The organism is Polaribacter atrinae (genome assembly GCF_038023995.1).
GTDB lineage: Bacteria > Bacteroidota > Bacteroidia > Flavobacteriales > Flavobacteriaceae > Polaribacter > Polaribacter atrinae.
In genome coordinates, this window is record NZ_CP150660.1 from 3,648,968 (window position 1) to 3,669,869 (window position 20,902).

Annotated in this window: 18 protein-coding genes and 1 other RNA gene; 8 read left to right on the forward strand and 11 right to left on the reverse strand. The window is 29.2% G+C overall.

The annotated features are described in order from the left end of the window. Nucleotides 1–6 precede the first annotated feature (6 nt). Entirely contained in the window at nt 7–762 is a 756-nt protein-coding gene (locus WG945_RS15900) for a glycosyltransferase family 2 protein (protein WP_068450232.1), read from the forward strand. Here the strand turns inward: WG945_RS15900 and WG945_RS15905 are convergent. The 3 genes from WG945_RS15905 to WG945_RS15915 all read right to left on the reverse strand — a co-directional run bounded on the left by WG945_RS15905 (nt 759) and on the right by WG945_RS15915 (nt 4,445). Next, entirely contained in the window at nt 759–1,505 is a 747-nt protein-coding gene (locus WG945_RS15905) for a glycosyltransferase family 25 protein (protein ID WP_231874658.1), read from the reverse strand. The two genes, WG945_RS15900 and WG945_RS15905, sit on opposite strands and share 4 nt — an antisense overlap. Continuing rightward, a complete protein-coding gene (locus WG945_RS15910; RefSeq protein WP_068450236.1) occupies nt 1,502–2,305 on the reverse strand; it encodes an alpha-1,2-fucosyltransferase in 804 nt (267 codons plus the stop codon). Before WG945_RS15910 ends, WG945_RS15905 begins: the two co-directional genes overlap by 4 nt. 124 nt (nt 2,306–2,429) lie before the next feature. Then, complete coding sequence (locus WG945_RS15915) at nt 2,430–4,445, reverse strand: LTA synthase family protein (RefSeq protein WP_068450238.1); 2,016 nt, start codon at nt 4,443–4,445, stop codon at nt 2,430–2,432. Between the two features lie 369 nt (nt 4,446–4,814). On the opposite strand from WG945_RS15915, the gene WG945_RS15920 reads away from it, so the two are divergent. Beyond that, nucleotides 4,815–6,236, forward strand: coding sequence for a CCA tRNA nucleotidyltransferase (locus tag WG945_RS15920; protein WP_068450240.1), 1,422 nt, complete (start codon nt 4,815–4,817; stop codon nt 6,234–6,236). On the opposite strand, the gene WG945_RS15925 is transcribed toward WG945_RS15920, so the two are convergent. The 8 genes from WG945_RS15925 to WG945_RS15960 all read right to left on the reverse strand — a co-directional run bounded on the left by WG945_RS15925 (nt 6,233) and on the right by WG945_RS15960 (nt 14,868). Next, nucleotides 6,233–7,006 carry a WlaTC/HtrL family glycosyltransferase gene (locus WG945_RS15925; RefSeq protein WP_068450242.1) on the reverse strand — a complete coding sequence of 258 codons (774 nt, stop codon included), beginning with the start codon at nt 7,004–7,006 and terminating at the stop codon, nt 6,233–6,235. The two genes, WG945_RS15920 and WG945_RS15925, sit on opposite strands and share 4 nt — an antisense overlap. A 62-nt stretch (nt 7,007–7,068) precedes the next feature. Next, nucleotides 7,069–7,857, reverse strand: a complete 789-nt coding sequence (locus tag WG945_RS15930; RefSeq protein ID WP_068450244.1) for a polysaccharide deacetylase family protein — start codon at nt 7,855–7,857, stop codon at nt 7,069–7,071. Further along, a complete protein-coding gene (locus WG945_RS15935) occupies nt 7,857–8,552 on the reverse strand; it encodes a glycosyltransferase family 2 protein (RefSeq protein WP_068450246.1) in 696 nt (231 codons plus the stop codon). The genes WG945_RS15930 and WG945_RS15935 overlap by 1 nt, the downstream gene beginning before the upstream one ends. Continuing rightward, entirely contained in the window at nt 8,536–9,729 is a 1,194-nt protein-coding gene (locus WG945_RS15940; RefSeq protein ID WP_068450248.1) for a glycosyltransferase family 87 protein, read from the reverse strand. The genes WG945_RS15935 and WG945_RS15940 overlap by 17 nt, the downstream gene beginning before the upstream one ends. A 3-nt stretch (nt 9,730–9,732) precedes the next feature. Further along, on the reverse strand, nt 9,733–11,562 hold the full coding sequence (locus tag WG945_RS15945) for an ABC transporter ATP-binding protein (RefSeq protein WP_068450251.1): 1,830 nt from the start codon (nt 11,560–11,562) through the stop codon (nt 9,733–9,735). Then, nucleotides 11,562–13,277: a phospho-sugar mutase gene (locus WG945_RS15950; RefSeq protein WP_068450253.1), complete on the reverse strand. Its 1,716-nt coding sequence runs from the start codon at nt 13,275–13,277 to the stop codon at nt 11,562–11,564. The genes WG945_RS15945 and WG945_RS15950 overlap by 1 nt, the downstream gene beginning before the upstream one ends. A 43-nt stretch (nt 13,278–13,320) precedes the next feature. Then, complete coding sequence (locus WG945_RS15955; RefSeq protein ID WP_068450255.1) at nt 13,321–14,277, reverse strand: glycosyltransferase family 2 protein; 957 nt, start codon at nt 14,275–14,277, stop codon at nt 13,321–13,323. 69 nt (nt 14,278–14,346) lie between these two features. Then, the gene (locus WG945_RS15960) at nt 14,347–14,868 is read right to left on the reverse strand and encodes a DUF4199 domain-containing protein (RefSeq protein ID WP_068450257.1); all 522 of its coding nucleotides are present in this window, start codon (nt 14,866–14,868) and stop codon (nt 14,347–14,349) included. 173 nt (nt 14,869–15,041) lie between these two features. Between WG945_RS15960 and ffs the strand changes: the two genes are divergently transcribed. The 6 genes from ffs to WG945_RS15990 all read left to right on the forward strand — a co-directional run bounded on the left by ffs (nt 15,042) and on the right by WG945_RS15990 (nt 20,843). After that, nucleotides 15,042–15,140: signal recognition particle sRNA small type (gene ffs / locus WG945_RS15965), an RNA gene on the forward strand. Nucleotides 15,141–15,295: 155 nt separating this feature from the next. Continuing rightward, on the forward strand, nt 15,296–16,099 hold the full coding sequence (locus WG945_RS15970) for an SDR family oxidoreductase (RefSeq protein ID WP_068450259.1): 804 nt from the start codon (nt 15,296–15,298) through the stop codon (nt 16,097–16,099). A gap of 286 nt (nt 16,100–16,385) precedes the next feature. After that, nucleotides 16,386–17,039 carry a fructose-6-phosphate aldolase gene (gene fsa, locus WG945_RS15975; protein WP_068450261.1) on the forward strand — a complete coding sequence of 218 codons (654 nt, stop codon included), beginning with the start codon at nt 16,386–16,388 and terminating at the stop codon, nt 17,037–17,039. A gap of 284 nt (nt 17,040–17,323) precedes the next feature. Further along, nucleotides 17,324–19,012: a 2-succinyl-5-enolpyruvyl-6-hydroxy-3-cyclohexene-1-carboxylic-acid synthase gene (gene menD, locus WG945_RS15980; protein WP_068450263.1), complete on the forward strand. Its 1,689-nt coding sequence runs from the start codon at nt 17,324–17,326 to the stop codon at nt 19,010–19,012. Continuing rightward, nucleotides 19,012–19,503, forward strand: coding sequence for a DNA-binding protein (locus WG945_RS15985; protein WP_231874659.1), 492 nt, complete (start codon nt 19,012–19,014; stop codon nt 19,501–19,503). Before menD ends, WG945_RS15985 begins: the two co-directional genes overlap by 1 nt. Nucleotides 19,504–19,646: 143 nt before the next feature. Then, nucleotides 19,647–20,843, forward strand: a complete 1,197-nt coding sequence (locus WG945_RS15990) for an IS256 family transposase (RefSeq protein WP_038527458.1) — start codon at nt 19,647–19,649, stop codon at nt 20,841–20,843. Nucleotides 20,844–20,902: the final 59 nt, after the last annotated feature.

The window sequence follows — 20,902 nt, forward strand, 5'->3', positions numbered from 1 at the left end:
AAAACTATGACAAAAATTACTGCAATTATTCCTACTTTAAATGAAGAAATTCATATTGCTGATGCTATAAATTCAGTAAGTTTTGCAGATGAAATTATTGTTATAGATTCTTTTAGTACAGATAAAACAATTGAAATAGCTGAAAAGCTACATGTAAAAATCATCAAACGAAAGTTTGATGATTTTTCTTCTCAAAAAAACTTTGCAATTGAACAAGCAACACATAGCTGGATTTATATTTTAGATGCAGATGAAAGAGTTACGGCAGCGGTAGAAAAAGAAATTTTAGAAGCTGTTAATAATCCAAATGGTTTTGTTGGTTTTTATGTAAGAAGAGCGTTTTATTTTGCAAAACAAAAAATAAATTACTGCGGTTGGCAAAGAGATAAGGTTGTTCGTTTGTTTTTAAAAGAGCACTGTAGGTATTCTGGAGTTGTTCATGAAACAATTTATACAAAAGGTAAATTAGGATTTTTAAAAAGCAAAATAGATCATTTTGGATATAGAAGTTATGACCATTTTATCTCGAAAATAAATCATTATTCTTCTTTAAAAGCGAAACAACTTCATGCCAATGGGAAAAAGGTAAGTGCGTTTCATTTATTAATTAAACCAGCGGCTAGGTTTTTTATTCATTATGTAATTCGTTTGGGCTTTTTAGATGGATTAGCAGGCTTAATTTTAGCTAAAATTTTGGCATATTCTGTCTTTACGAGATATATTAAACTATGGTTACTAAATAAAGGGATTAAGGAAAGCTAATTATTTTTATAAAAGGAATAGTTATTAATAGCTCTATAACTTTTGTAAGTCAGTAAAGTTAATAGTTGCCATAAAGGTCTTAAAACTTCTCTTAATACTTTTTTAAATTTAGGCATACTTTTCTGCTGAATTGTAGTTCCTCCAACATTCTTATCATTGCTAGTTACATATTTTTTATTGGTAGTATAAATACTTACTTTGTGTTTAAAAACATCTTGTTTTAAAACATCTATGGGCGCATAATAGGAGGTTAAGTTTTGAGCTAGTGTTTTTGCAGCTTCTTTACCTATAATTTGTCCGGTAGTTTGCAGTGAAGGAATTAAAAATTTTGATAAATGTTCATTTTTTTCTAATAAAGAAAACCCTTTTCTACCAGTAATATCAACAAAATCGTTTGTTGTAATTAAATCTAATAAACTTTGTAAATCTTTAAAAAAGTGAGGAGTTAATAAGGCATCGTCCTCTAAAACAATGGAAAATTCTTCTTCTTGTTTGGCTATAATTTTCCATAAATCGAAATAGGTTTTTGTCAAACCAATTTCACCATCATTTAAATTTGGGAAATGTGTAAGAATTTTATGTTGATTTTTTGCTTCCTTTAAAAATTTTTGAGGTAATTCTTTACCATAAACGGCAGGCATTCTTTTAAGCGGAATGCTCAGTTCTTGAAACTGATTTTCCATAAAATTTCTCCTTTCAAGACTTTTATCTAAATTAATATAATATACTTTAAAAGACTTCATATTTTTATCCAATTTAGGCAGGCAATTTCATTTTCTTTATCAATATACCATTGCTTAGGAGCAATAACAGTTTTAGTTTCATTTTTATTTAACCAAGCTCCCCACCAAGAAAAACTACTATTTGCGGTAATATTATGATTACATAAACTCATTAAGTACATATCTTCATGCGGAATAGATTTAATGTCAATATAGGTTACGCTTTCTATTAATAGGTTTTCTTTTGTCCAGCTAATATCATCAGAAAAAACAAAGAAAGTAATATTTGAGTATTTATTACTTATAACTTTTATTGCTTTTTTATAATATTCTAAATCGCAGGTTCCGTGAACACTATTTGCTTTTTTATTGGATATATAATCTCCTCTTCTAATATGAAGAGAGCAACTGTTTTTAGCGGCTTCAATTTGTTTAGTTATACTTAGCATTTCTTTTGATGCCTTTTGTTTAATAACAAATTCGGTTAATAATGTATTTCTTATTTCTTTAAAATATTTTTCAGTTTGAAAGTATCCTTTCAAATATTCATTTCCATTTAATAATTTTAAATTATTATCAAACAATAAACTTTTTTCCTTTTTATTTCCTTTTAATCCAGTTTTACCTAAAAGAATTGAAAAAGAATCGGCTTCTTCTAAATCAATATTATATTTATCTAGCTGATAACCACCGTGTAGTTTGTATTTTTTTATCTTTGAAAGATCTAGTTTTACGTTATAACCATTAAGAGATAATGCTCGAGCATACGCATACTGAAACATTTGATTTCCTAAACCTCCAAGTATTCTTACAACTATCATGCTTCTTTTTTAAGTTTGAGATAAAAAACGCTTAAAAACAAAAGTACGAATGTTATTACAATTTTCTTTTATTAACTTTAAGTTTAAAAGTTTTGAAAACAAGAAATTATATTTTAGTAAAATTTTACTTTTCATTTAGTTTAGGCAGTTTCTTATTATTAAAATATAAATACTTTGTTGCGTGATAGTAGGCCGATAAAAGGCTGTCCATTTGTTGCGTAACTTTAGGGTTGTCTAACTGAATATCTTTGACTGTATTTGCTTCTAAACTGTACAGCCCAGTTTTCTTAGAGATGTTTGTTTTTTCATAATAAAAATTATCTTTTAATATACCAACTCCCTTTTCTCCTTTGCTTTGTACATACACAAAGGCAGCAGTATCTGTGTTAGTGCTGTCTAATAGATCTCTTCCTAAAGTATAATTGGTGTAGTTTACTTTCGCTAAACTAGTTGCGGTAGGAAACATATCTATTAATTTAGCATATTTATCAACTACTTGAGGTTTTACATATTTTGGGGCATGAATAAAAAATGGTACATGATGTACTTGTATCCCTAAATCATCTTGATTATTTTTCAAGAAATTTAGTTTTTTCATACCACCTCTATGATCACCAAAAAAGACAAAAATAGTATTGTCATAATAACCAGTTTCTTTTGCTCTTTCTAAAAAACGTGCAACGTTAAAATCTAAATATCTAATTCCGTTTAATTGACCTAAAGATCTAAAACCTCCTTTTAACAAAGTTTCTTCATCTATTTCGTCTTCTAAAATAGGTTTAAAACTTTCTTTTTGATCAGGTACTGTAAAAGGCATGTGGTTTGTTGCTGTTTGTATGTAGGCAACAAAAGGCTTTCCACTGTCATGTAGTTTTTTAAATTCTTTGTCAGACTCCTTAAATAAATCGTAATCATCAATTCCCCAAACATCTGCTCTGTTTTCTTCTTCGAAACTACCTTCTTCAAAGATTTTTAAATCTTTTACATTTGACTGAAATACACCTCTTATGTTTGCCCAATTTGCAGATCCTCCTATAAAATATTGCTTTTGATACCCTTCATACTGATCAAAAATAATACGCTGATCTATAATCATAGGGTTTCTAGAAGCCGTTTTTACATCTTCTATATCTGGTAAACCTGTAACACTAGCAAAAACACTTGCTGCGGTACCTGGTTTATGAACGTAGAATTTAGAGAAGCTTAAACTTTCCTTTATAATAGAATCCATTTTTGGACTAGAGTTTAAAGGATTACCATAGTGACTCAATGTTGCAGTTCCTGTAGACTCTAGCATTACATAAATTACATTTGGCTTCTCTTTATATGGTTCTTTAAAAGTTACTTTCTTTGCAAAATTTATAGTGTCTTTTGGTAAGTTTAAGTGTTTTGCAATTACAGGGTAATAAGCTTTAAATTTTTCAATATTAGCACCTTCACTTCTAAATGAAAAACTGTCAAAGAAATATAAAACAGGGTTTAATGCAAATTGATTTACAGTTGTATTTTTAGAGAAAAAAGCCTCACTCCAGCGCAATGGGTAGTGTGTAATACTGTTATAGATACCAAAAGATAAAACGAGTACGGTTAGGATAATAATTAGTGCTTTTACTTTTTTTGTTATTTCTTGATGTGCTTTTGAAAATAAATTATAAACAAAATTGGCATATTTATAGATGATAAAACATAAGATTATCAACCCTATAATACCTTTATAAATAGGGTAACTCTCAACCAAAACTTGACTAGATATTTTTAAATTACCTAAAAATCGAAGTGAAGAAGCATCTAGTCTAATTGCCAAATACTCATAATATCCAAGATCGAATAAGAAAAATAATGTTAAGGTTAAATAAGTTAATACGAGATATGTATTTGCTATCTTTTTATAAATTTTCCTTTTAAAAAAGCCGAAATTAGTAATTAAAAGCAATATTGCTAATGGAAAAAAAGCAATAACGGCAAGTTTTAAATCAAAACGTAGCCCTAAGAAAATAGCCTTTTGCAATTTTAATGGATCAAGATCTTCTACTTGTATAAATAGAAGGTAGAAGATTCCTCTAAAAAGTACTGCGAAAATAAATAGTAAAAATACATTTGTAAAAATGTATTTTATGTAACTCGGAATTTTTTGAAACATAGGTATTATATAGGAGCGCAAAGATAGTGTTTTTAGAATACACAGTTATAAAGTTCATTTCATTATTTGAAGGAATGTAGCATCGGTTTTAATTTATACCTATTGCTAAAGACTTGAATAAAACAAAGCACTTATATATACTGATCACTAAGTTGTTTTTATTATTTATTATTTATTAGTTATATGAGAGATTATTGCTATGCTGATTGTATTTGTAAATATTACCTTAAAATCATTTTAAGAAAAAGTAATTCATTTTTTTGTGTAGCATGTTTTATATAGTAAATTTGCGGTAAATTAACATGAATGTAAAATAACCAATTACTTATAAATTGGTGACTTATATTCGAACTTTAAGAGCATAAATTCATGCAAAAACAATTCTTTAAAGAAGCAATTTCTTTAGAAATATTTAATGTTATATCCAAAGCATCCAGAGAGTTACAGATAGAGAGTTATGTAATTGGTGGTTATGTACGTGATTTTTTTTTAAAAAGAGGAAACTCTAAAGATATTGATGTTGTAGCGGTTGGTAGTGGTATAGAGTTGGCTCAAAAAGTTTCTAAACTATTGCCAAATAAACCCAAAGTACAGGTTTTTAAGACCTATGGAACTGCAATGTTGCGTTATAATGATATCGAAATTGAATTTGTTGGCGCTAGAAAAGAATCTTATTCTGAAGATAGTAGAAATCCTGATGTTTCAGAAGGTAATTTACAAGACGATCAAAATAGAAGAGATTTAACGATTAATGCGTTGGCTTTAAGTTTAAATGAAGATAATTTTGGCGCTTTATTAGACCCTTTCAATGGAATAGAGGACTTGAAAAGTAAGGTGATTAAAACACCTTTAAATCCAGATATTACCTATTCAGATGATCCTCTAAGAATGATGCGTGCCATTCGTTTTACTACGCAGTTAAATTTTAATATTGATACAGAATCTTTAGATGCAATTTCTAGAAATGCATATCGATTAAAAATTATTACTCGTGAAAGAATTGTAGACGAATTGAATAAAATTTTGTCATCTCCAAAACCTTCAATTGGTTTTTTATTGTTAGAACAAACAGGTTTGTTAAAGCAAATATTACCTGAGTTAATAGCTTTAAAAGGAGTAGAGGAAGTAGAAGGACAGAAGCATAAAGACAATTTTTATCATACCTTAGAAGTAGTTGATAATATTTCTAAAAATACTGAAGATGTTTGGTTGCGTTGGGCGGCTTTATTGCATGATATTGGAAAAGCACCAACTAAAAAGTTTAGTAATAAAGTGGGCTGGACTTTTCATGCGCACGAATTTGTAGGTTCTAAAATGGTGTTTAAGTTATTTAAGCGTTTAAAAATGCCTATGAATAACAAAATGAAATTTGTTCAGAAAATGGTTATGTTAAGTTCTAGACCGATTGTTTTAGCAACGGAAGTTACAGATTCTGCTGTAAGACGTTTGGTTTTTGATGCAGGTGATGATATTAATTCTTTAATGACACTTTGTGAAGCAGATATTACTACAAAAAATCCGAAGAAATTTAAAAAATACCACAGTAATTTTGAAGTTGTTCGTTCTAAAATTAAAGAAGTAGAAGAAAGAGATCGAGTACGTAACTTTCAGCCACCAATTTCTGGAGAAGAAATTATAAAAGCTTTCGATTTAAAACCCTGTAAAGAAATTGGAATAATAAAAGAAGCTATAAAAGAAGCTATTCTAGATGGTAAAATACCAAATGAACATAAAGCATGTTATGATTTTATGGTTGAAAAAGGAAATGAATTAGGTTTAAAATTAAGTTAAAACCACCAAATTGATTTTCTTTTTTTATACTTGTTTGAGCAATATTCTAAGAGATAAAACCATCTGCTTTTAGTTATTTTTGTTTTTCTTGAAGGAATTAAATTTACCAATTCTTTATTCTCAAGAGCTAAAGTACTTAATAGACCTTGGTCGCAATTCACAGAAGAGTTTTTAATATAAGTGTTAAAAACAGTATCATATAAAGAAATCCATTTTTCCCATGTTTTTTTTGTAGCAATTTGTACGCCTCCACCCAATCTTTCTTGCTGTTCTGGGTGAAATATATATCCTGGTTTTAATTCTTTAGATTTAAATTTCTTTATTTGAAGCAGTGTCATTTTATCGTCATTTAAATGAGATATAATAGGAAAGTTTAAATCTAACTTATCTCTAAAACAGCCAATATCGCACCAAACAAACCAGTTTATTTTTGGATATAATTTAATTGCTTTTTCAATAAACTTACATTTTTCATTGTAAAGAAGCCCTAATTTCCAAGATCTATTTTTATTTGGATCTATTTTTTCTTGTTCTATCCAAAAATCTAAACCATAATTCTTAAAATAATATAACTCTTCAAAAGGTAAATCGATAAAAATTATTTTATCATTTGATGAGTCTAAATATTTTTTTGAGCTTTCATCAGTAAAAACAATTATGTTACAAGTTAAAGAGTTTAATAAATTTAGAAACCATTCTTTATATAGCACATGTGATCTTCCCGGTTTAGGGTCTACTAAATAAAAGCACGTAACTACTATTTTATTCATAATTATTATTTAAAAATGTACATAACAAAAATTAAAAAGCTATTTATTTAATAATGGATCTGTTATTTCTTATTGTAATTTGATTCTAAAAATTCTTTTATTGTGATAAAGTTTCCTTTATTTTTTATTTTTTTTATAAAAAGTTCAAATTTTTTCGTCATTTTTTGCCCATGTATTTTTTTAATAAAATTAGGAATTTTAAATTCTTCTAAATCAGAAAATTCCCACGGATGAAAATAGAGGTGAAGGTACTTGTCTTTTTTTAAAGTTCTATTACATAAAAAGGAATAAATTGTTAATGGTAAATTTTTAAAACTTAGCCAAAATAAAGGAAATCTTATTATTGGTGATACTGAAAATGGTACAATAAATAAATTACGGTTGTTATTATAAAAAATAGTTCTTGGTTTTTTAAAATTGTTATACCTACCAGGTATAAAGGTAGGGTTTAAAGAAGAACTATAAATATAGCCAGATTTTTCTATTTCTTCTAAGCTTAGAGGTCTAAGTCTTGGGCTTCTAATGCCATAAATTTTTTTTCCAGAAATTTCTTCGAGTTTGTGTTTAGAGCTAGCAATATGCTCTATATTATAATCGGAATGATAATATAGGTGTGACGCTAATTCATGACCATCTTTTACAATCTTTTTAATTAATTGTGGCCTGCTTTCTGCAAAAAAGGCTGTAGTAAAAAAGGTTGCTTTTATGGAATGTTTCTTTAATATCTCAAGTAAAATTATAAGTCCGTTTGTACCTATTTCTAATTGTTTATCTATACTTATCTCTAAATTATATTCTAGAGGTAAATCAAACTCTTCTAAATCGAAAGTTATTAATATTTTTTTAGTCATTAATTATTAAAGTACATTTTGAATAGATTATACAGTTCTTTTTTTAATGTTTTAAAACTAAAATTTGTAAAAACAATATCTTCTCTTAAAGATATTTTTAAGTTTTGTTTTAAAATTCTTTTAATGAATTCAAATTCAAAAATAAAGCTATTTGTTTTTGTTTCTATAAAATGTAATTTTCCTTTTTCATTTACACCTTTAAGCCCTGCTTGTGTATCAATGTTTTTAAAGCCAAATAGTATAAAATTTAGAACTCTTAACCCAATGGATATTAATTTTCTAAATAAAGGAAGTCTTTTGTAATAATTGGATGTTCTTGTACCAATAATTACATCTGCGGTTTTAGTTTTTAAAAGTTCATAAGATTTATATAAGGATTCTATATTAAAAGGGAAATCCCAGTCTGTATAAATATAGTATGTAGAATTTGCGTTTTTAAAACCTTCTTTAACAGCAAAACCTTTTCCTTTATTATTAATATAAGTTATAAATTCTAAATTTTTATAGTTTTTTTTTAGCGCATCAATTTCTGTTATAAGGTTTTTTGACGAACCATCGTTAACAATAATAGTTTTAAAATCTACATTTTTAAAAACTTCATTTAACTCATCTAATTTAATGTTTAGTAGTTTTTCCCAACCTATTTGTGGGTTATAAATTGGTAATATTATTGTTAATTCATTTTTTATGCTCATTATTTGAGATGTTTTTTTTGTGCATCATTGTTTTATATACCATAATTAACCAAGTTATAAAAAAGATGATTATTCCTAAATGTAGTTTGCCTAAAATAAATTTAGAAATTGTTACTGGGCAAAAAATGTCTATTGGGAAAATTACTAAAAGGAAAAAATTAATCCATAACAGAATTTTATCTAGTTTATTTTTTTTAGAAAAAAGATACCAAATTGCATAACCAACCATTGCAATTACATATGTGTGCAATTCAGAACCTACTCCAAACAAAATAGAGTAACTCATTAAAACCCCTAAGTATTGTGCTCTTTTTGAGAAATTTTTTATAAAAAGATCTTTTTTAAATAATGAAAAAACAAATAAGGTTAAAAGTATAACTAGAGAAATTATAGAGCCAATTTGGTTGATATCTGGAAAAAAATCATAGATAGGTCTATAGATGCTATAAAAATCCTGCATTCTTGTGTGTCCAGAAATTGTATTCACCCAACTTTCATAATAGGGAATTAATTGGTTAAAATTCAATTTTAATAGCGGTAGTAGAAAAAAAACAATCCCAATTGCAAATCCATAAAGAACTTTTTTCCAAAATTTCGGATAAAAAATAAGCATTGATAATTGGAAAATTCCATAAACTTTTGTGAAGCCAGATATCAATATTAAAAATACTGCTAAAAAAGGCTTGTCTTTTTCTAGAGCAGAATAAGAAAACAAAAATATTGCAGCTATTAATGGGTTAAACTGCATTGAAAGTAGTGTTGCAAATAGTAGTAAGCTAGAAATAAAAAAAATAAATTTTTTATCTTTAAAATTATATTTTTCTGGTAAATTAAATATAGATGTATAGAACATTGTATATGTAAAAAAGTTCCAAAGAAATGCACCAATCCAACTAGGGGCAATGGTAAAAGGTGTAAATAAAATTGAAAATAGCGGTAAGTATAAAAAGAGATCTAAAGGTGTTCCTCTTAGGTTTAAATGATTCCAATTTGAATATGGATTTACACCATTCCAAAAATCGATAGAACCAAATGAGAATATTTGAAAATTATTATAGGAAAGGTTTAAGACTTCTTTTAAGGTAATTGCAAATGCAAAAAATGCTCCGAAAAGAAAAATACTTTTAGTTGTATTAAAAGTATTTTTTTTAAAGCTTTCAATTTGTTTCTTTATCATTTTTTAAGCTAAACTTTGCATTGTAACTAACTTAAAGTATTCACCTTTTTTAGCAAGTAATTCTTCGTGTTTACCTTGCTCAACAATTTTTCCTTTTTTCATGACTACAATTTTATCTGCTTTTTGTATGGTAGACAATCTATGTGCAATTACTAAAGAGGTTCTGTTTTGCATCATCTTTTCTAATGCAACTTGTACCAATTGTTCAGATTCTGTGTCTAGAGCTGAAGTAGCTTCGTCTAAAACCATTATTGGAGGGTTTTTTAAAACAGCTCTTGCAATAGATAAACGTTGTTTTTGTCCACCAGAAAGTGTATTTCCACTATCACCAATATTTGTATTGTATTTTTCTGGTAAATTCTGAATAAACTCATCTGCATTTGCAATGGTTGCAGCTTCTAAAATAGCTTCATCTGTTGCTTGTTGTGTACCTAATTTAATATTATTGGCTATTGTATCATTAAATAGAATTGAATCTTGAGAAACAATACCCATTAAATCTCTTAACGACTTTTTTGTGATGTCTTTAATATTGTTGTCATCAATAAGAATTTCTCCCTTGTTAACGTCATAAAAACGAGTAATTAGGTTGGCTAGGGTAGACTTACCACTACCAGATTGACCAACTAAAGCAACCGTTTCACCTTTATTAATCGTTAAAGAAAAGTCTTTTAAAACATATTCATCTTTATATTTAAAAGAGATGTTTTTAAACTCTATTTTATTTGTAAAGTCTTGTTTTTTGGTTGCGTTTGGTTTGTCTTTAATGGTGTTTTCTGTATTAAGAACTGTCATAATTCTTTCTGCAGATGCTTCTCCTTTTTGAATATTATAAAAGGTTGTTGTAATTAATTTTATAGGATTTAAAACAGTATAAAAAAGCACAATGTACCCTAAAAACTGACTAGCTTTTAAATTACCTGTATTAGACAAAACTTCTGTACCACCATACCAGAGAATCGCTATAATTGTTGCAGATCCTAAAAATTCACTCATTGGCGACGCTAATGTTTGCCTATGATAAACACTTGTCATTAATTGCTTAAAATGAAGTGTTGAGTTATTGAATTTTTTTGCGATTACATGTTCTGCATTAAAGCCTTTAATAATTTTTAAGCCAGTTAATGTTTCTTCAATAAAAGATAAGAAATTACCAGTTTCCTTTTGTGCTTTTGCCGATTTCGATTTTAACTTTTTACTAATAGATGATATTATAAAACCAGAAACGGGTAATAAAACAAAAACAAACAATGTTAGTTTTAAACTCATGTACAGCATAATTGTTATAGAAATAACAACTGTTAAAGGTTCTCTAACAATGGTTTGTACAGAACTTATTATAGAATTTTCTACTTCTTGTACATCTCCGGTCATACGAGCTATAATGTCTCCTTTTCTTTTTTCTGAAAAATAGGCAATAGGGAGTTCTACAATCTTATTGTACAAATTATCTCTTAAATCTTTTACAATTCCTGTTCTTAAAAAAGCAATTGCATAAGAAGCTAGATATCTAAATAAATTTTTAAAAAAGAATAAAGAGAGCGATAATGTACAAATAAATAAAAGCACATTGATTTCTCCATCATTAATGATTTTTTGAGAAATAAAATAGTTGAATTCATTTTCTAAATAACTCCCAATATTTCCAATACCACTATAAACAGGTTTTGAAATAGCTACTCTTTCTTCTCCAAATAAAATCTTTAAAACAGGAATAAACGCCAATACCGAAAGCACATTAAAAATTGCGTAAAGTATATTAAATAGAATATTTAAAATAGTAAATTTTCGATACTTTTTCTCATATTTTAGAATGTCCTTAAAATATCCCATTAATTCAATTTCATTTCTTTAATAATTCTTTGAATTTTTGCATCTAAAGCAGCTTCTATAGAAGTAGCGTTTTCTTTAGTATCTAAAGAGGTGTTCACACTAAAATAGAATTTTATTTTAGGTTCTGTTCCACTTGGTCTCGCCGCAATTCTTGTTCCAGATTCGGTTTGATAAATTAAAACATTCGATTTTGGTAAATCAATAGTTGTTACTTCACCAGTAATTAAATTCTTTTTTGTTGATGCATCATAGTCGCATAGCGATTCTACTTTTTCTCCATCAATTTCAGTTAAAGGATTGTTACGCATGTCGCTTAACATTTGCTGAATTTCTGCTGCACCATCCATTCCTTTTTTTGTAATAGAAATTAAGTGCTCTTTGTAGTAACTGTTCTTAACATAGATGGCTAATAACTCTTCATAAAAAGAACTTCCGTTTTGTTTTGCATATGCAGCAACTTCACAAGCTAAAAGGGTTGCTGTAACAGCATCTTTATCTCTTACAAAACCACCAACCATGTAACCAAAACTTTCTTCTCCACCACCAATAAAATCAAGTTCTGGAAAATCTCTTACCATTTTGGCAATCCATTTAAAACCTGTTAACCCCACTTTGGTATCTACACCATAAGTAGCAGCAACATCATTTACCAATTCTGTAGAAACAATCGTAGAACCTACAAATTGTTTTCCATTTATTTTACCTTCTTCTTTCCATTTTTTTAATAGAAACTCAGTCATAACAACCATTGTTTGGTTCCCATTCATCAATTTCATGTTTCCATCTAAATCTCTAATAGCAACCCCTAATCGATCACAATCTGGATCTGTACCAATAACAATATCAGCTCCAATTTTGTTAGCTAAATCAGTTGCCATTTTTAAAGCTTCTGGCTCTTCTGGGTTTGGAGATTTTACTGTTGGGAAATCTCCATTAGGTACTCTTTGTTCTTCAACAATATGTACATCTGTATACCCTGCTTTTGCCAATGCATCTGGCACAGAAACAATAGATGTTCCGTGTAAAGAGGTAAATACTATTTTTAAATTTTTACGATCTACTTTATCAGATAAAGAACCATTTTTTACAGACGCTTCAATAAAAGCATCATCAACATCTTTACAAATAACTTCAATTAAGTTTTCGTTTGCATCAAACTTTATTTCAGAGAAATCTAAAGCATTTACTTTACCTATAATTCCACCATCATGCGGAGGAACAATTTGTCCACCATCTGCCCAATATACTTTATAACCATTATATTCTGGTGGGTTATGAGACGCTGTTAATACAATACCAGCATCACAACCTAAATGACGTACTGCAAAAGATAACTCAGGTGTTGCACGTAAATCTTCGAAAAGAAAAACTTTTATATTATTTGCAGATAAAACATCGGCAACAACTTTAGCAAACTTTTTACTGTTATGTCTACAATCGTAAGCAATTACTACGCTTAATTGTTCTTTTTTTACGTTTTCTATTAAGTAATTAGATAAACCTTGTGTAGCTCTACCTAACGTATATTTATTAATTCTGTTGGTTCCTGCCCCCATAACTCCACGCATACCACCAGTACCAAATTCCATATCTTTATAAAATCTGTCTGCTAAAGCATCCGGATTATTAGAGATTAATTCTTGAATTTCTGTTTGAGTTTCAGCATCAAAAGTAGCTGTTAACCATTGTTTTGCTTTGTCTAAAATATTATCCATTGTATAAAGATTGTATTACTTAATTGATGTACAAATATACTGTTTAGAAATTGAGTTTTTCTTTAATTGTATAGTGTTTTTCGTTACTTTTTGTTTTTATAATGAGTTCTCCAATAAATCCTGCTAAAAATAATGAAGTTCCTATAACCATAGAAGTTAAGGCAATATAAAACCAAGGGTTGTCAGTTATTAATATTGTTTTAATCCCATTAAATACTTTGTATAGTTTTATGGCGCCAATATAAAATGCGGATGTTGTTCCGAATAGAAACATTAAAGTTCCCCAAAGACCAAAAATATGCATAGGTCTTTTTCCGAATTTTGATAAAAAAGAAATGGTAATTAAATCTAAAAAACCGTTTACAAAACGATCCATTCCAAACTTAGTTTCTCCGTATTTTCTTGCCTGATGTTGTACTACTTTTTCGCCAATCTTGGTGTATCCTTCGTTCTTAGCTAAAACAGGAATGTATCTGTGCATTTCTCCGCTTACTTTAACCGATTTTATAACCTCGTTTTTGTATGCTTTTAAGCCGCAATTAAAATCATTCAGTTTTAATCCTGAAGTTTTTCTAGCGGCAGCGTTAAATAATTTTGAAGGGATGTTTTTGGTAATAACGTTGTCATAACGTTTCTTTTTCCAACCAGAAATAAGATCGAAATCTTCTTTAATGATTAAATCGTATAATTCAGGAATTTCGTCTGGATTGTCTTGTAAATCAGCATCCATTGTAATAACAACAGCTCCTAACGCCATTTCAAAACCAGCGTCTAAAGCTTGAGATTTTCCATAATTTTTTTGAAATCGAATTCCTTTAACTTCCGTATGTTCTGTTGATAGTTTTTCAATTACACTCCAAGAATTATCTGTGCTTCCATCATCAATAAATATGATTTCATATAAATAACGATTGGATTGCATAACTTTTGCAATCCAATTGTATAATTCTTGTAAAGATTCATCTTCGTTAAGAAGTGGTATTACTACCGAAATATCCATATTTTTTTATTCAAGATTAAAATTTATAATTCAAAGTAGCGTTTGCACTAAAACCTTGAGTATAAAATTTTAGTATGTTTCTTCTTCTGTTTTTTTCATGATTGCAGAAGCAATTGCAGAAATAATAAAACCTAAAATTGCGGCTCCAATAATTGATATAGCAGCTAAAATACCTGGTGATTGAAATTTTTGTCCTATTTCATTTGCAGCTTCAATTTGCTCTTCTGTCATTCCAGAATCTAAATATACTTGATTTTGAAGTTCCATTGCTTGTTGCATAAAGTCAGGTTCTATATACGTCATAAAAATATATTGATAAATGGCTGTTATTAATGTAGAAAGAATACAAATACCAACACCAATTTTGACACCTTGTCCCCAAGAAATGAAGCCTTTATTTAGTTCTTTATATTTTTTTATTCCAAAGACTATTAAAGCAGTTGTCATTGCGATAGATATAACTGATATAGACCAATGTGGCTTAAGATGTGCACCCATTGCATAAGTAATAACACTTAATAATATACCAGCACCTGCTAATATGATACCATAATTTACAATAATACTTTTACTGTTTGCCTGATCTTCCATTTTTTTAAAGTTTAGTTATACAAATATATTGATTTCATTGTTGATAGTTTTTAATTTTTCATAAAAGTTTGTTTCCTATCACAACAATACATTAGTATTCAGACTGTTGAAAATGTTACATAAAATTTATACTTTTTTTATTGCTAAAATGAAAAAAGCGTGTAAATTTGCATCGGCAAGTCCTACACAACTAGCTCCCTTTGAATCCTCCAGGGCGGGAACGCAGCAAAGGTATTAGGTTGTAGCAGTGTGATGTAGGTAGCTTGCCATTTTTTATTTATCTCTATGTAATTCTGAATCTCTTCAGAATTTTTCTTTTTTATAGAGGTATTAACTTTCTCCTTTTTAGTTTCCCTCGTTTACTTTTAAGATATTTGTGGCAACATTTAATTATTAAGTATTTTTAATTTTCAAGCATTTACTATTTATGTCTAAAGTTGTATTAATTACTGGAGCTTCATCCGGAATAGGAAAATCTATTGCTACGTTTTTATCTGAAAAAGGGTACAAAGTATACGGAACAAGTAGAAACCCTAAAAACACAGAAAACTTTTCTTTTACGTTAATTGCTTTAGATGTTTTAAAAGTAGATACCATTAATTCGGCAATCGATCTTATCATTCAAAAAGAAGGGCGATTAGATATTTTGGTAAACAATGCAGGAATGGGGATTACAGGTCCTATAGAAGATACACCAACTGATGAAATGCGTGCTGTTTTTAATACCAACCTTTTTGGAGCTATCGATGTAATGAAAGCTGCTTTACCGCAAATGCGTAAACAAAATTCTGGACTTATTATAAACGTAACTTCTATTGCAGGTTATATGGGATTGCCTTTTAGGGGATTATATTCTGCTACAAAAGGAGCTTTAGAGACTATAACAGAAGCGACGAGTATGGAGGTAAAACCATTCGGAATTAAAGTAACATGTGTTGCTCCAGGAGATTTTGCTACCAATATTGCTGCAGGAAGATATCATACACCTGTTTTTGAAACTTCTGCTTACAAAGAAAATTACCAGGCAAACTTAAATTTGATGGATGCGCACGTAAGTGGAGGGATGGATCCTATAGAAATGGCAAATGCTATTTTTAAAATTATAAATACTAAAAATCCTAAGATTCATTATAAAGTAGGTGGCTTTATGGAGAAGTTTTCTATTGTTTTAAAACGAATTCTGCCAGACAGAATGTATGAGAAAATCTTAATGAATCATTACAAATTATAGTTTTAGAAGATTTGTTTTTATGTTTATAAGTAGTAAAAAAATATTTTTATTTCACTTCTTATACTTACAAGCAAGTAACTATCTTTGCGTTAGGGATTGAAGTGGAAATCCTTTTTATTTTTTAATTGGTGTCATTGCGAGGGACGAAGCAATCTGTTAATTAATTATGAGATTGCCGTATAAAGCAGAAAAAGATTTATGAGCAAAGACAAAATAAAAAGATTGCAGCGAAAAGCCCGCTCGAACGCCCAAATAAAACAGAACAATTACAACTAAATATATACAAATGAAATTTTTTATTGATACTGCAAATTTAGAGCAAATTAAAGAAGCGCAAGCTTTAGGTATTTTAGACGGTGTAACTACAAACCCATCTTTAATGGCTAAAGAAGGAATTACTGGTGAAGCAAACATTATTAACCATTATAAAGAAATTTGTAATTTGGTAGAAGGTGATGTTTCTGCAGAAGTAATTTCTACAGATTTTGACGGAATGGTAAAAGAAGGTGAAGCTTTGGCTGCTTTAAATCCGCAAATTGTGGTAAAATTACCAATGATTAAAGATGGTGTAAAAGCGTGTAAATATTTTTCTTCTAAAGGGATTAAAACAAACGTAACGTTAGTATTTTCTGCAGGTCAGGCTTTATTGGCAGCTAAAGCAGGAGCAACGTATGTTTCTCCGTTTATTGGTCGTTTAGACGATATTTCTACAGACGGAATGAATTTAATTAAAGAAATTCGTTTAATCTATGACAATTACGGTTTTGAAACTGAAATTTTAGCAGCTTCTGTGCGTAATACAATGCACATTATTAACTGTGCAAAATTAGGTGCAGATGTTATGACTGGACCTTTAAGTGCAATTGAAGGTTTGTTAAAACACCCTTTAACAGATAGTGGTTTAGCTACATTTTTAGCAGATTACAAAAAAGGAAATTAGAAAATAGTTTTTAATTATTAGTGTTTAGTTGTTAGTAATTATTGATAGTTAAACACTAATAATTTAAAATTTTAAAATAATAAGAAGCTATTTCCTGCTTTACACTTTATCTTTTTGCAGAAAAAGCAAAAAGGATATCGTTTCAATCAGGGCTAAGCTTATTTATTAGCTATTAACAAAATTAAAAACGGTTTTTGGTTTTTAGTTTTTTTTAGTTTTAGAACCTCACTAAAAACTAAGAACTGAAAACTAACAACTTTTAAATCTTAAAAAAGATTTAAAAAATGTATCCAAAAAAAGAACTCGCACAAATTGTAATTTCAGCATGTAGTCAATTTAATATTGATACCGTTGTTATTTCTCCTGGTTCACGTAATGCTCCTTTAACGGTTGGTTTTTCTAATCATCCAGAAATAGAAACATTAAGTGTGGTAGACGAGCGTTGTGCTGCTTTTTTTGCTTTGGGTATTGCCCAACAAAGGCAAAGACCAGTTGCAATTGTTTGTACTTCTGGTTCTGCTTTGTTAAATTATTATCCTGCAATTGCAGAAGCTTTTTATAGCAATATTCCGTTAGTGGTAATTTCAGCAGACAGACCAAAACATTTAATAGATATTGGAGACGGACAAACGATTCGTCAAGAGAATGTCTTTGAAAATCATATTTTGTTTTCTGCCAATTTAATTGATGAAGTTGTCAGTTCGAGCGCAGTCGAGAACTCAAAACTTATTTGTGAGGCTTTGCAAATAGCAGTTTCGCAAAAAGGACCTGTGCATATAAATGTTCCGTTTGATGAGCCTTTGTATGAAACTGTTTCTACAATTGATACGGTCATTGCGAACAAAGTGAAGCAATCTTTTGATGAGATTACTTCGTCGTTTGCTCCTCGTAATGACGATACAGATTATGATGCTTTGTCTAAAATTTGGAATGAAGCCGAAAAGAAAATGATTCTTGTTGGCGTTAATTATCCGGATGAAGAACTACATCAGTTAATGGATTTTTATGCTGATGATACTTCTGTTTTAATTTTAACGGAAACCACTTCTAATTTGCATCAAAAGAAAGCGATAGATTCTATAGATCAATTAATTTCTTCTTTAGATAATACTCAGTTTGAGGCTTTAAAACCAGACGTGTTAATCACTTTTGGAGGAATGATTGTTTCTAAAAGAGTAAAACAGTTTTTAAGAAAATATTCGCCAAAGCATCATTGGAATATTGATAAGAAAAAAGCAATGAACACGTTTTTTTGTTTATCAGAATTTATTCAAATAGAACCGTTAGATTTCTTTTCGAAATTTAATGGAACAATCGTAAAAAAAGAAAGCAATTATCAGCAAAAATGGTTGCAATTTCGTGATGACAAGCGCGAGAAACATACTGCCTATTTATCAAAAACAACACATTCTGATTTTAAAGTTTTTGAGCAAATTATAGAAAGTATACCTACTAATAGTCAATTGCAAATAAGCAACAGTTCTATAATTAGATACGCGCAATTGTTTTCTATAGATAAAACAAACAATATTTATTGTAATAGAGGAACAAGCGGAATTGATGGTAGCACAAGTACGGCTATTGGAGCGGCTTTTGCAGCTAAAAATCAGACTGTTTTTATAACAGGAGATATTAGTTTTTTTTATGATAGTAATGCGTTGTGGAATATTAATATTCCTAAAAACTTTAGAATTATTTTAATTAATAATTCTGGTGGCGGAATTTTTAAAATTATTCCAGGACCAGGAACCACAAACGCTGCCAAATATTTTGAAACTCCGCATTCTTTAACTGCAGCGCATTTATGTAAAATGTATCATTTCGATTATTTAAAAGCAGATTCAACAGAAACAGTAGCAGCACAATTAAACGGTTTTTATGAAACATCAGAAAAACCAAAAATATTAGAAATCTTTACGCCAAGTGAAGAAAATAATTTAATTTTAAAAGAATATTTTAAATATATACAATAATGGATTCACAAGAAGATTTATACGAAGGAGAAGAGCACTTACAAGAAGACGAAAATAATTCGGAAGCGATAGACATGTACCTGAAAGAAGGTGATAAAGTAAACTTAGTCATTGAAACAGAAACAGGTTTAGGATATACTGTTTTAATTAATGAAGAGTTTGATGGTTTGCTTTTTAGAAGTGAAGTTTTTCAGGAATTAGAAGAAAACATGGAAGTTGTTGGGTATATAAAACAAATTCGTGAAGATGGGAAAATAGATGTTTCGCTTCGTCCACAAGGTTTTAGAAACGTAATCGATTCTGATGTAGATAAAGTATTAGCAAAGTTAAAAGATAGTAGAGAAGGTTTTTTATTGCTAACAGATAAAAGTTCGCCAGATTCTATTCGTTTTCATATGAAAATGAGTAAAAAAGCATTTAAAAAAGCAGTTGGTAATTTGTATAAACAAAAGCTGATTGCAATTAAAGAAGATAGAATAGAGTTAATTTAAAAACTTTATTTTTATAAAAGTAAAAAGTTACAGTATAGCAAAGTTTAAAAGGCAGTATCTCATAAACTGTGTAAGTTTTAAAATCTCAGGTTAAATATTAATCTGAGATTTTTTTATTCATTAATTTTAACTTTTACACACTTATGAAACCAGAAGATTTATTAAACGAAGACTTTTTAAAACAATTCAAGAATGCACCAGAGCTAACATCCTTTTTAGAACAGTTGCACAAACGTGGTATTGAGAAGTTACTAGAAGGGGAACTAGATGCCCATTTAGACTACGATAAGCACAAAAAAAGTAAAGCAGCCAACCTTCGAAATGGTTACACTAAAAAGAAATTAAAATCCGTTTTAGGAGAAACAGAGATTCAAGTTCCTCGAGACCGTGATAGTTCTTTTAATCCTTTAATTGTAAAGAAAAGAGAAAGTACAACAGAAGGCATCGAAAATATTATTATATCGCTTTATGCCAAAGGCATGAGTAACAGTGATATTGAAGAACAAATACGTGAGCTGTACGATTTTAATATTTCTACATCCACTATTTCAAGGATTACAGATAAGATTACAGAAGATGTTATTGCTTGGCGGAACAGGCCTTTGGAGGCCACTTACCTAATTGTTTGGATGGATGGCATCGTATTTAAAGTTAGGGAAAACTCTAAAGTCATAAACAAGACTATTTATATTGCAGTAGGCCTGAGAACAGATGGCAAAAAGGAAGTCCTAGGATTATGGTTAGGTAAAAATGAATCTTCAGCCTTTTGGATGAGTGTTTTAACCGATATTAAAGCTCGAGGAACTCAAGATATACTTATCACAGCTACCGATAATTTAAATGGATTTACGGATACTATTAAAACTATTTTTCCGAAATCAACGACTCAAATTTGTGTTGTGCATCAAATAAGAAATTCGTGTCGTTACGTGGTCTGGAAGGACAAAAAGGAATTTACTCGTGACATGAAGCAAATCTATACTGCTCCTACAAAAGAAGCTGCCAAAGCTGCTTTAAATGACTTCAAAACTAAATGGGATTCTAAATATTCTTACGCCATTAAAAGTTGGGAAAATAATTGGGATGAGCTTACAGTATTCTTTGATTTTCCTATTGAAATAAGAACCATAATCTACACCACAAATCTTATAGAAAACCTAAATGGAAAGATACGGAAATACACAAAAAACAAACTCTCGTTTCCAACCGATGAAGCAGTTATGAAATCCGTGTTTTTAGCTTTGAGAGAAAGCACTAAAAAATGGACCATGCCAATCAGAAATTGGGGAGTGATACTAAATCAATTTTTAGCTATATTTGAAAACAGGATTAAGTTATAAATAACCTAACCCTGAAATTTTGAACTTACACACTTTTTAGGATAGTGTCGTTTAAAATA

What these genes read in the sequence shown, in the direction of transcription:
- WG945_RS15900 (WP_068450232.1), top strand. Translation starts at nt 7, where the DNA reads ATGACAAAAATTACTGCAATTATTCCTACTTTAAATGAAGAAATTCAT.
- WG945_RS15905 (WP_231874658.1), bottom strand. Translation starts at nt 1,505, where the DNA reads ATGAAGTCTTTTAAAGTATATTATATTAATTTAGATAAAAGTCTTGAA.
- WG945_RS15910 (WP_068450236.1), bottom strand. Translation starts at nt 2,305, where the DNA reads ATGATAGTTGTAAGAATACTTGGAGGTTTAGGAAATCAAATGTTTCAG.
- WG945_RS15915 (WP_068450238.1), bottom strand. Translation starts at nt 4,445, where the DNA reads ATGTTTCAAAAAATTCCGAGTTACATAAAATACATTTTTACAAATGTA.
- WG945_RS15920 (WP_068450240.1), top strand. Translation starts at nt 4,815, where the DNA reads ATGCAAAAACAATTCTTTAAAGAAGCAATTTCTTTAGAAATATTTAAT.
- WG945_RS15925 (WP_068450242.1), bottom strand. Translation starts at nt 7,006, where the DNA reads ATGAATAAAATAGTAGTTACGTGCTTTTATTTAGTAGACCCTAAACCG.
- WG945_RS15930 (WP_068450244.1), bottom strand. Translation starts at nt 7,857, where the DNA reads ATGACTAAAAAAATATTAATAACTTTCGATTTAGAAGAGTTTGATTTA.
- WG945_RS15935 (WP_068450246.1), bottom strand. Translation starts at nt 8,552, where the DNA reads ATGAGCATAAAAAATGAATTAACAATAATATTACCAATTTATAACCCA.
- WG945_RS15940 (WP_068450248.1), bottom strand. Translation starts at nt 9,729, where the DNA reads ATGATAAAGAAACAAATTGAAAGCTTTAAAAAAAATACTTTTAATACA.
- WG945_RS15945 (WP_068450251.1), bottom strand. Translation starts at nt 11,562, where the DNA reads ATGGGATATTTTAAGGACATTCTAAAATATGAGAAAAAGTATCGAAAA.
- WG945_RS15950 (WP_068450253.1), bottom strand. Translation starts at nt 13,277, where the DNA reads ATGGATAATATTTTAGACAAAGCAAAACAATGGTTAACAGCTACTTTT.
- WG945_RS15955 (WP_068450255.1), bottom strand. Translation starts at nt 14,277, where the DNA reads ATGGATATTTCGGTAGTAATACCACTTCTTAACGAAGATGAATCTTTA.
- WG945_RS15960 (WP_068450257.1), bottom strand. Translation starts at nt 14,868, where the DNA reads ATGGAAGATCAGGCAAACAGTAAAAGTATTATTGTAAATTATGGTATC.
- WG945_RS15970 (WP_068450259.1), top strand. Translation starts at nt 15,296, where the DNA reads ATGTCTAAAGTTGTATTAATTACTGGAGCTTCATCCGGAATAGGAAAA.
- fsa (WP_068450261.1), top strand. Translation starts at nt 16,386, where the DNA reads ATGAAATTTTTTATTGATACTGCAAATTTAGAGCAAATTAAAGAAGCG.
- menD (WP_068450263.1), top strand. Translation starts at nt 17,324, where the DNA reads ATGTATCCAAAAAAAGAACTCGCACAAATTGTAATTTCAGCATGTAGT.
- WG945_RS15985 (WP_231874659.1), top strand. Translation starts at nt 19,012, where the DNA reads ATGGATTCACAAGAAGATTTATACGAAGGAGAAGAGCACTTACAAGAA.
- WG945_RS15990 (WP_038527458.1), top strand. Translation starts at nt 19,647, where the DNA reads ATGAAACCAGAAGATTTATTAAACGAAGACTTTTTAAAACAATTCAAG.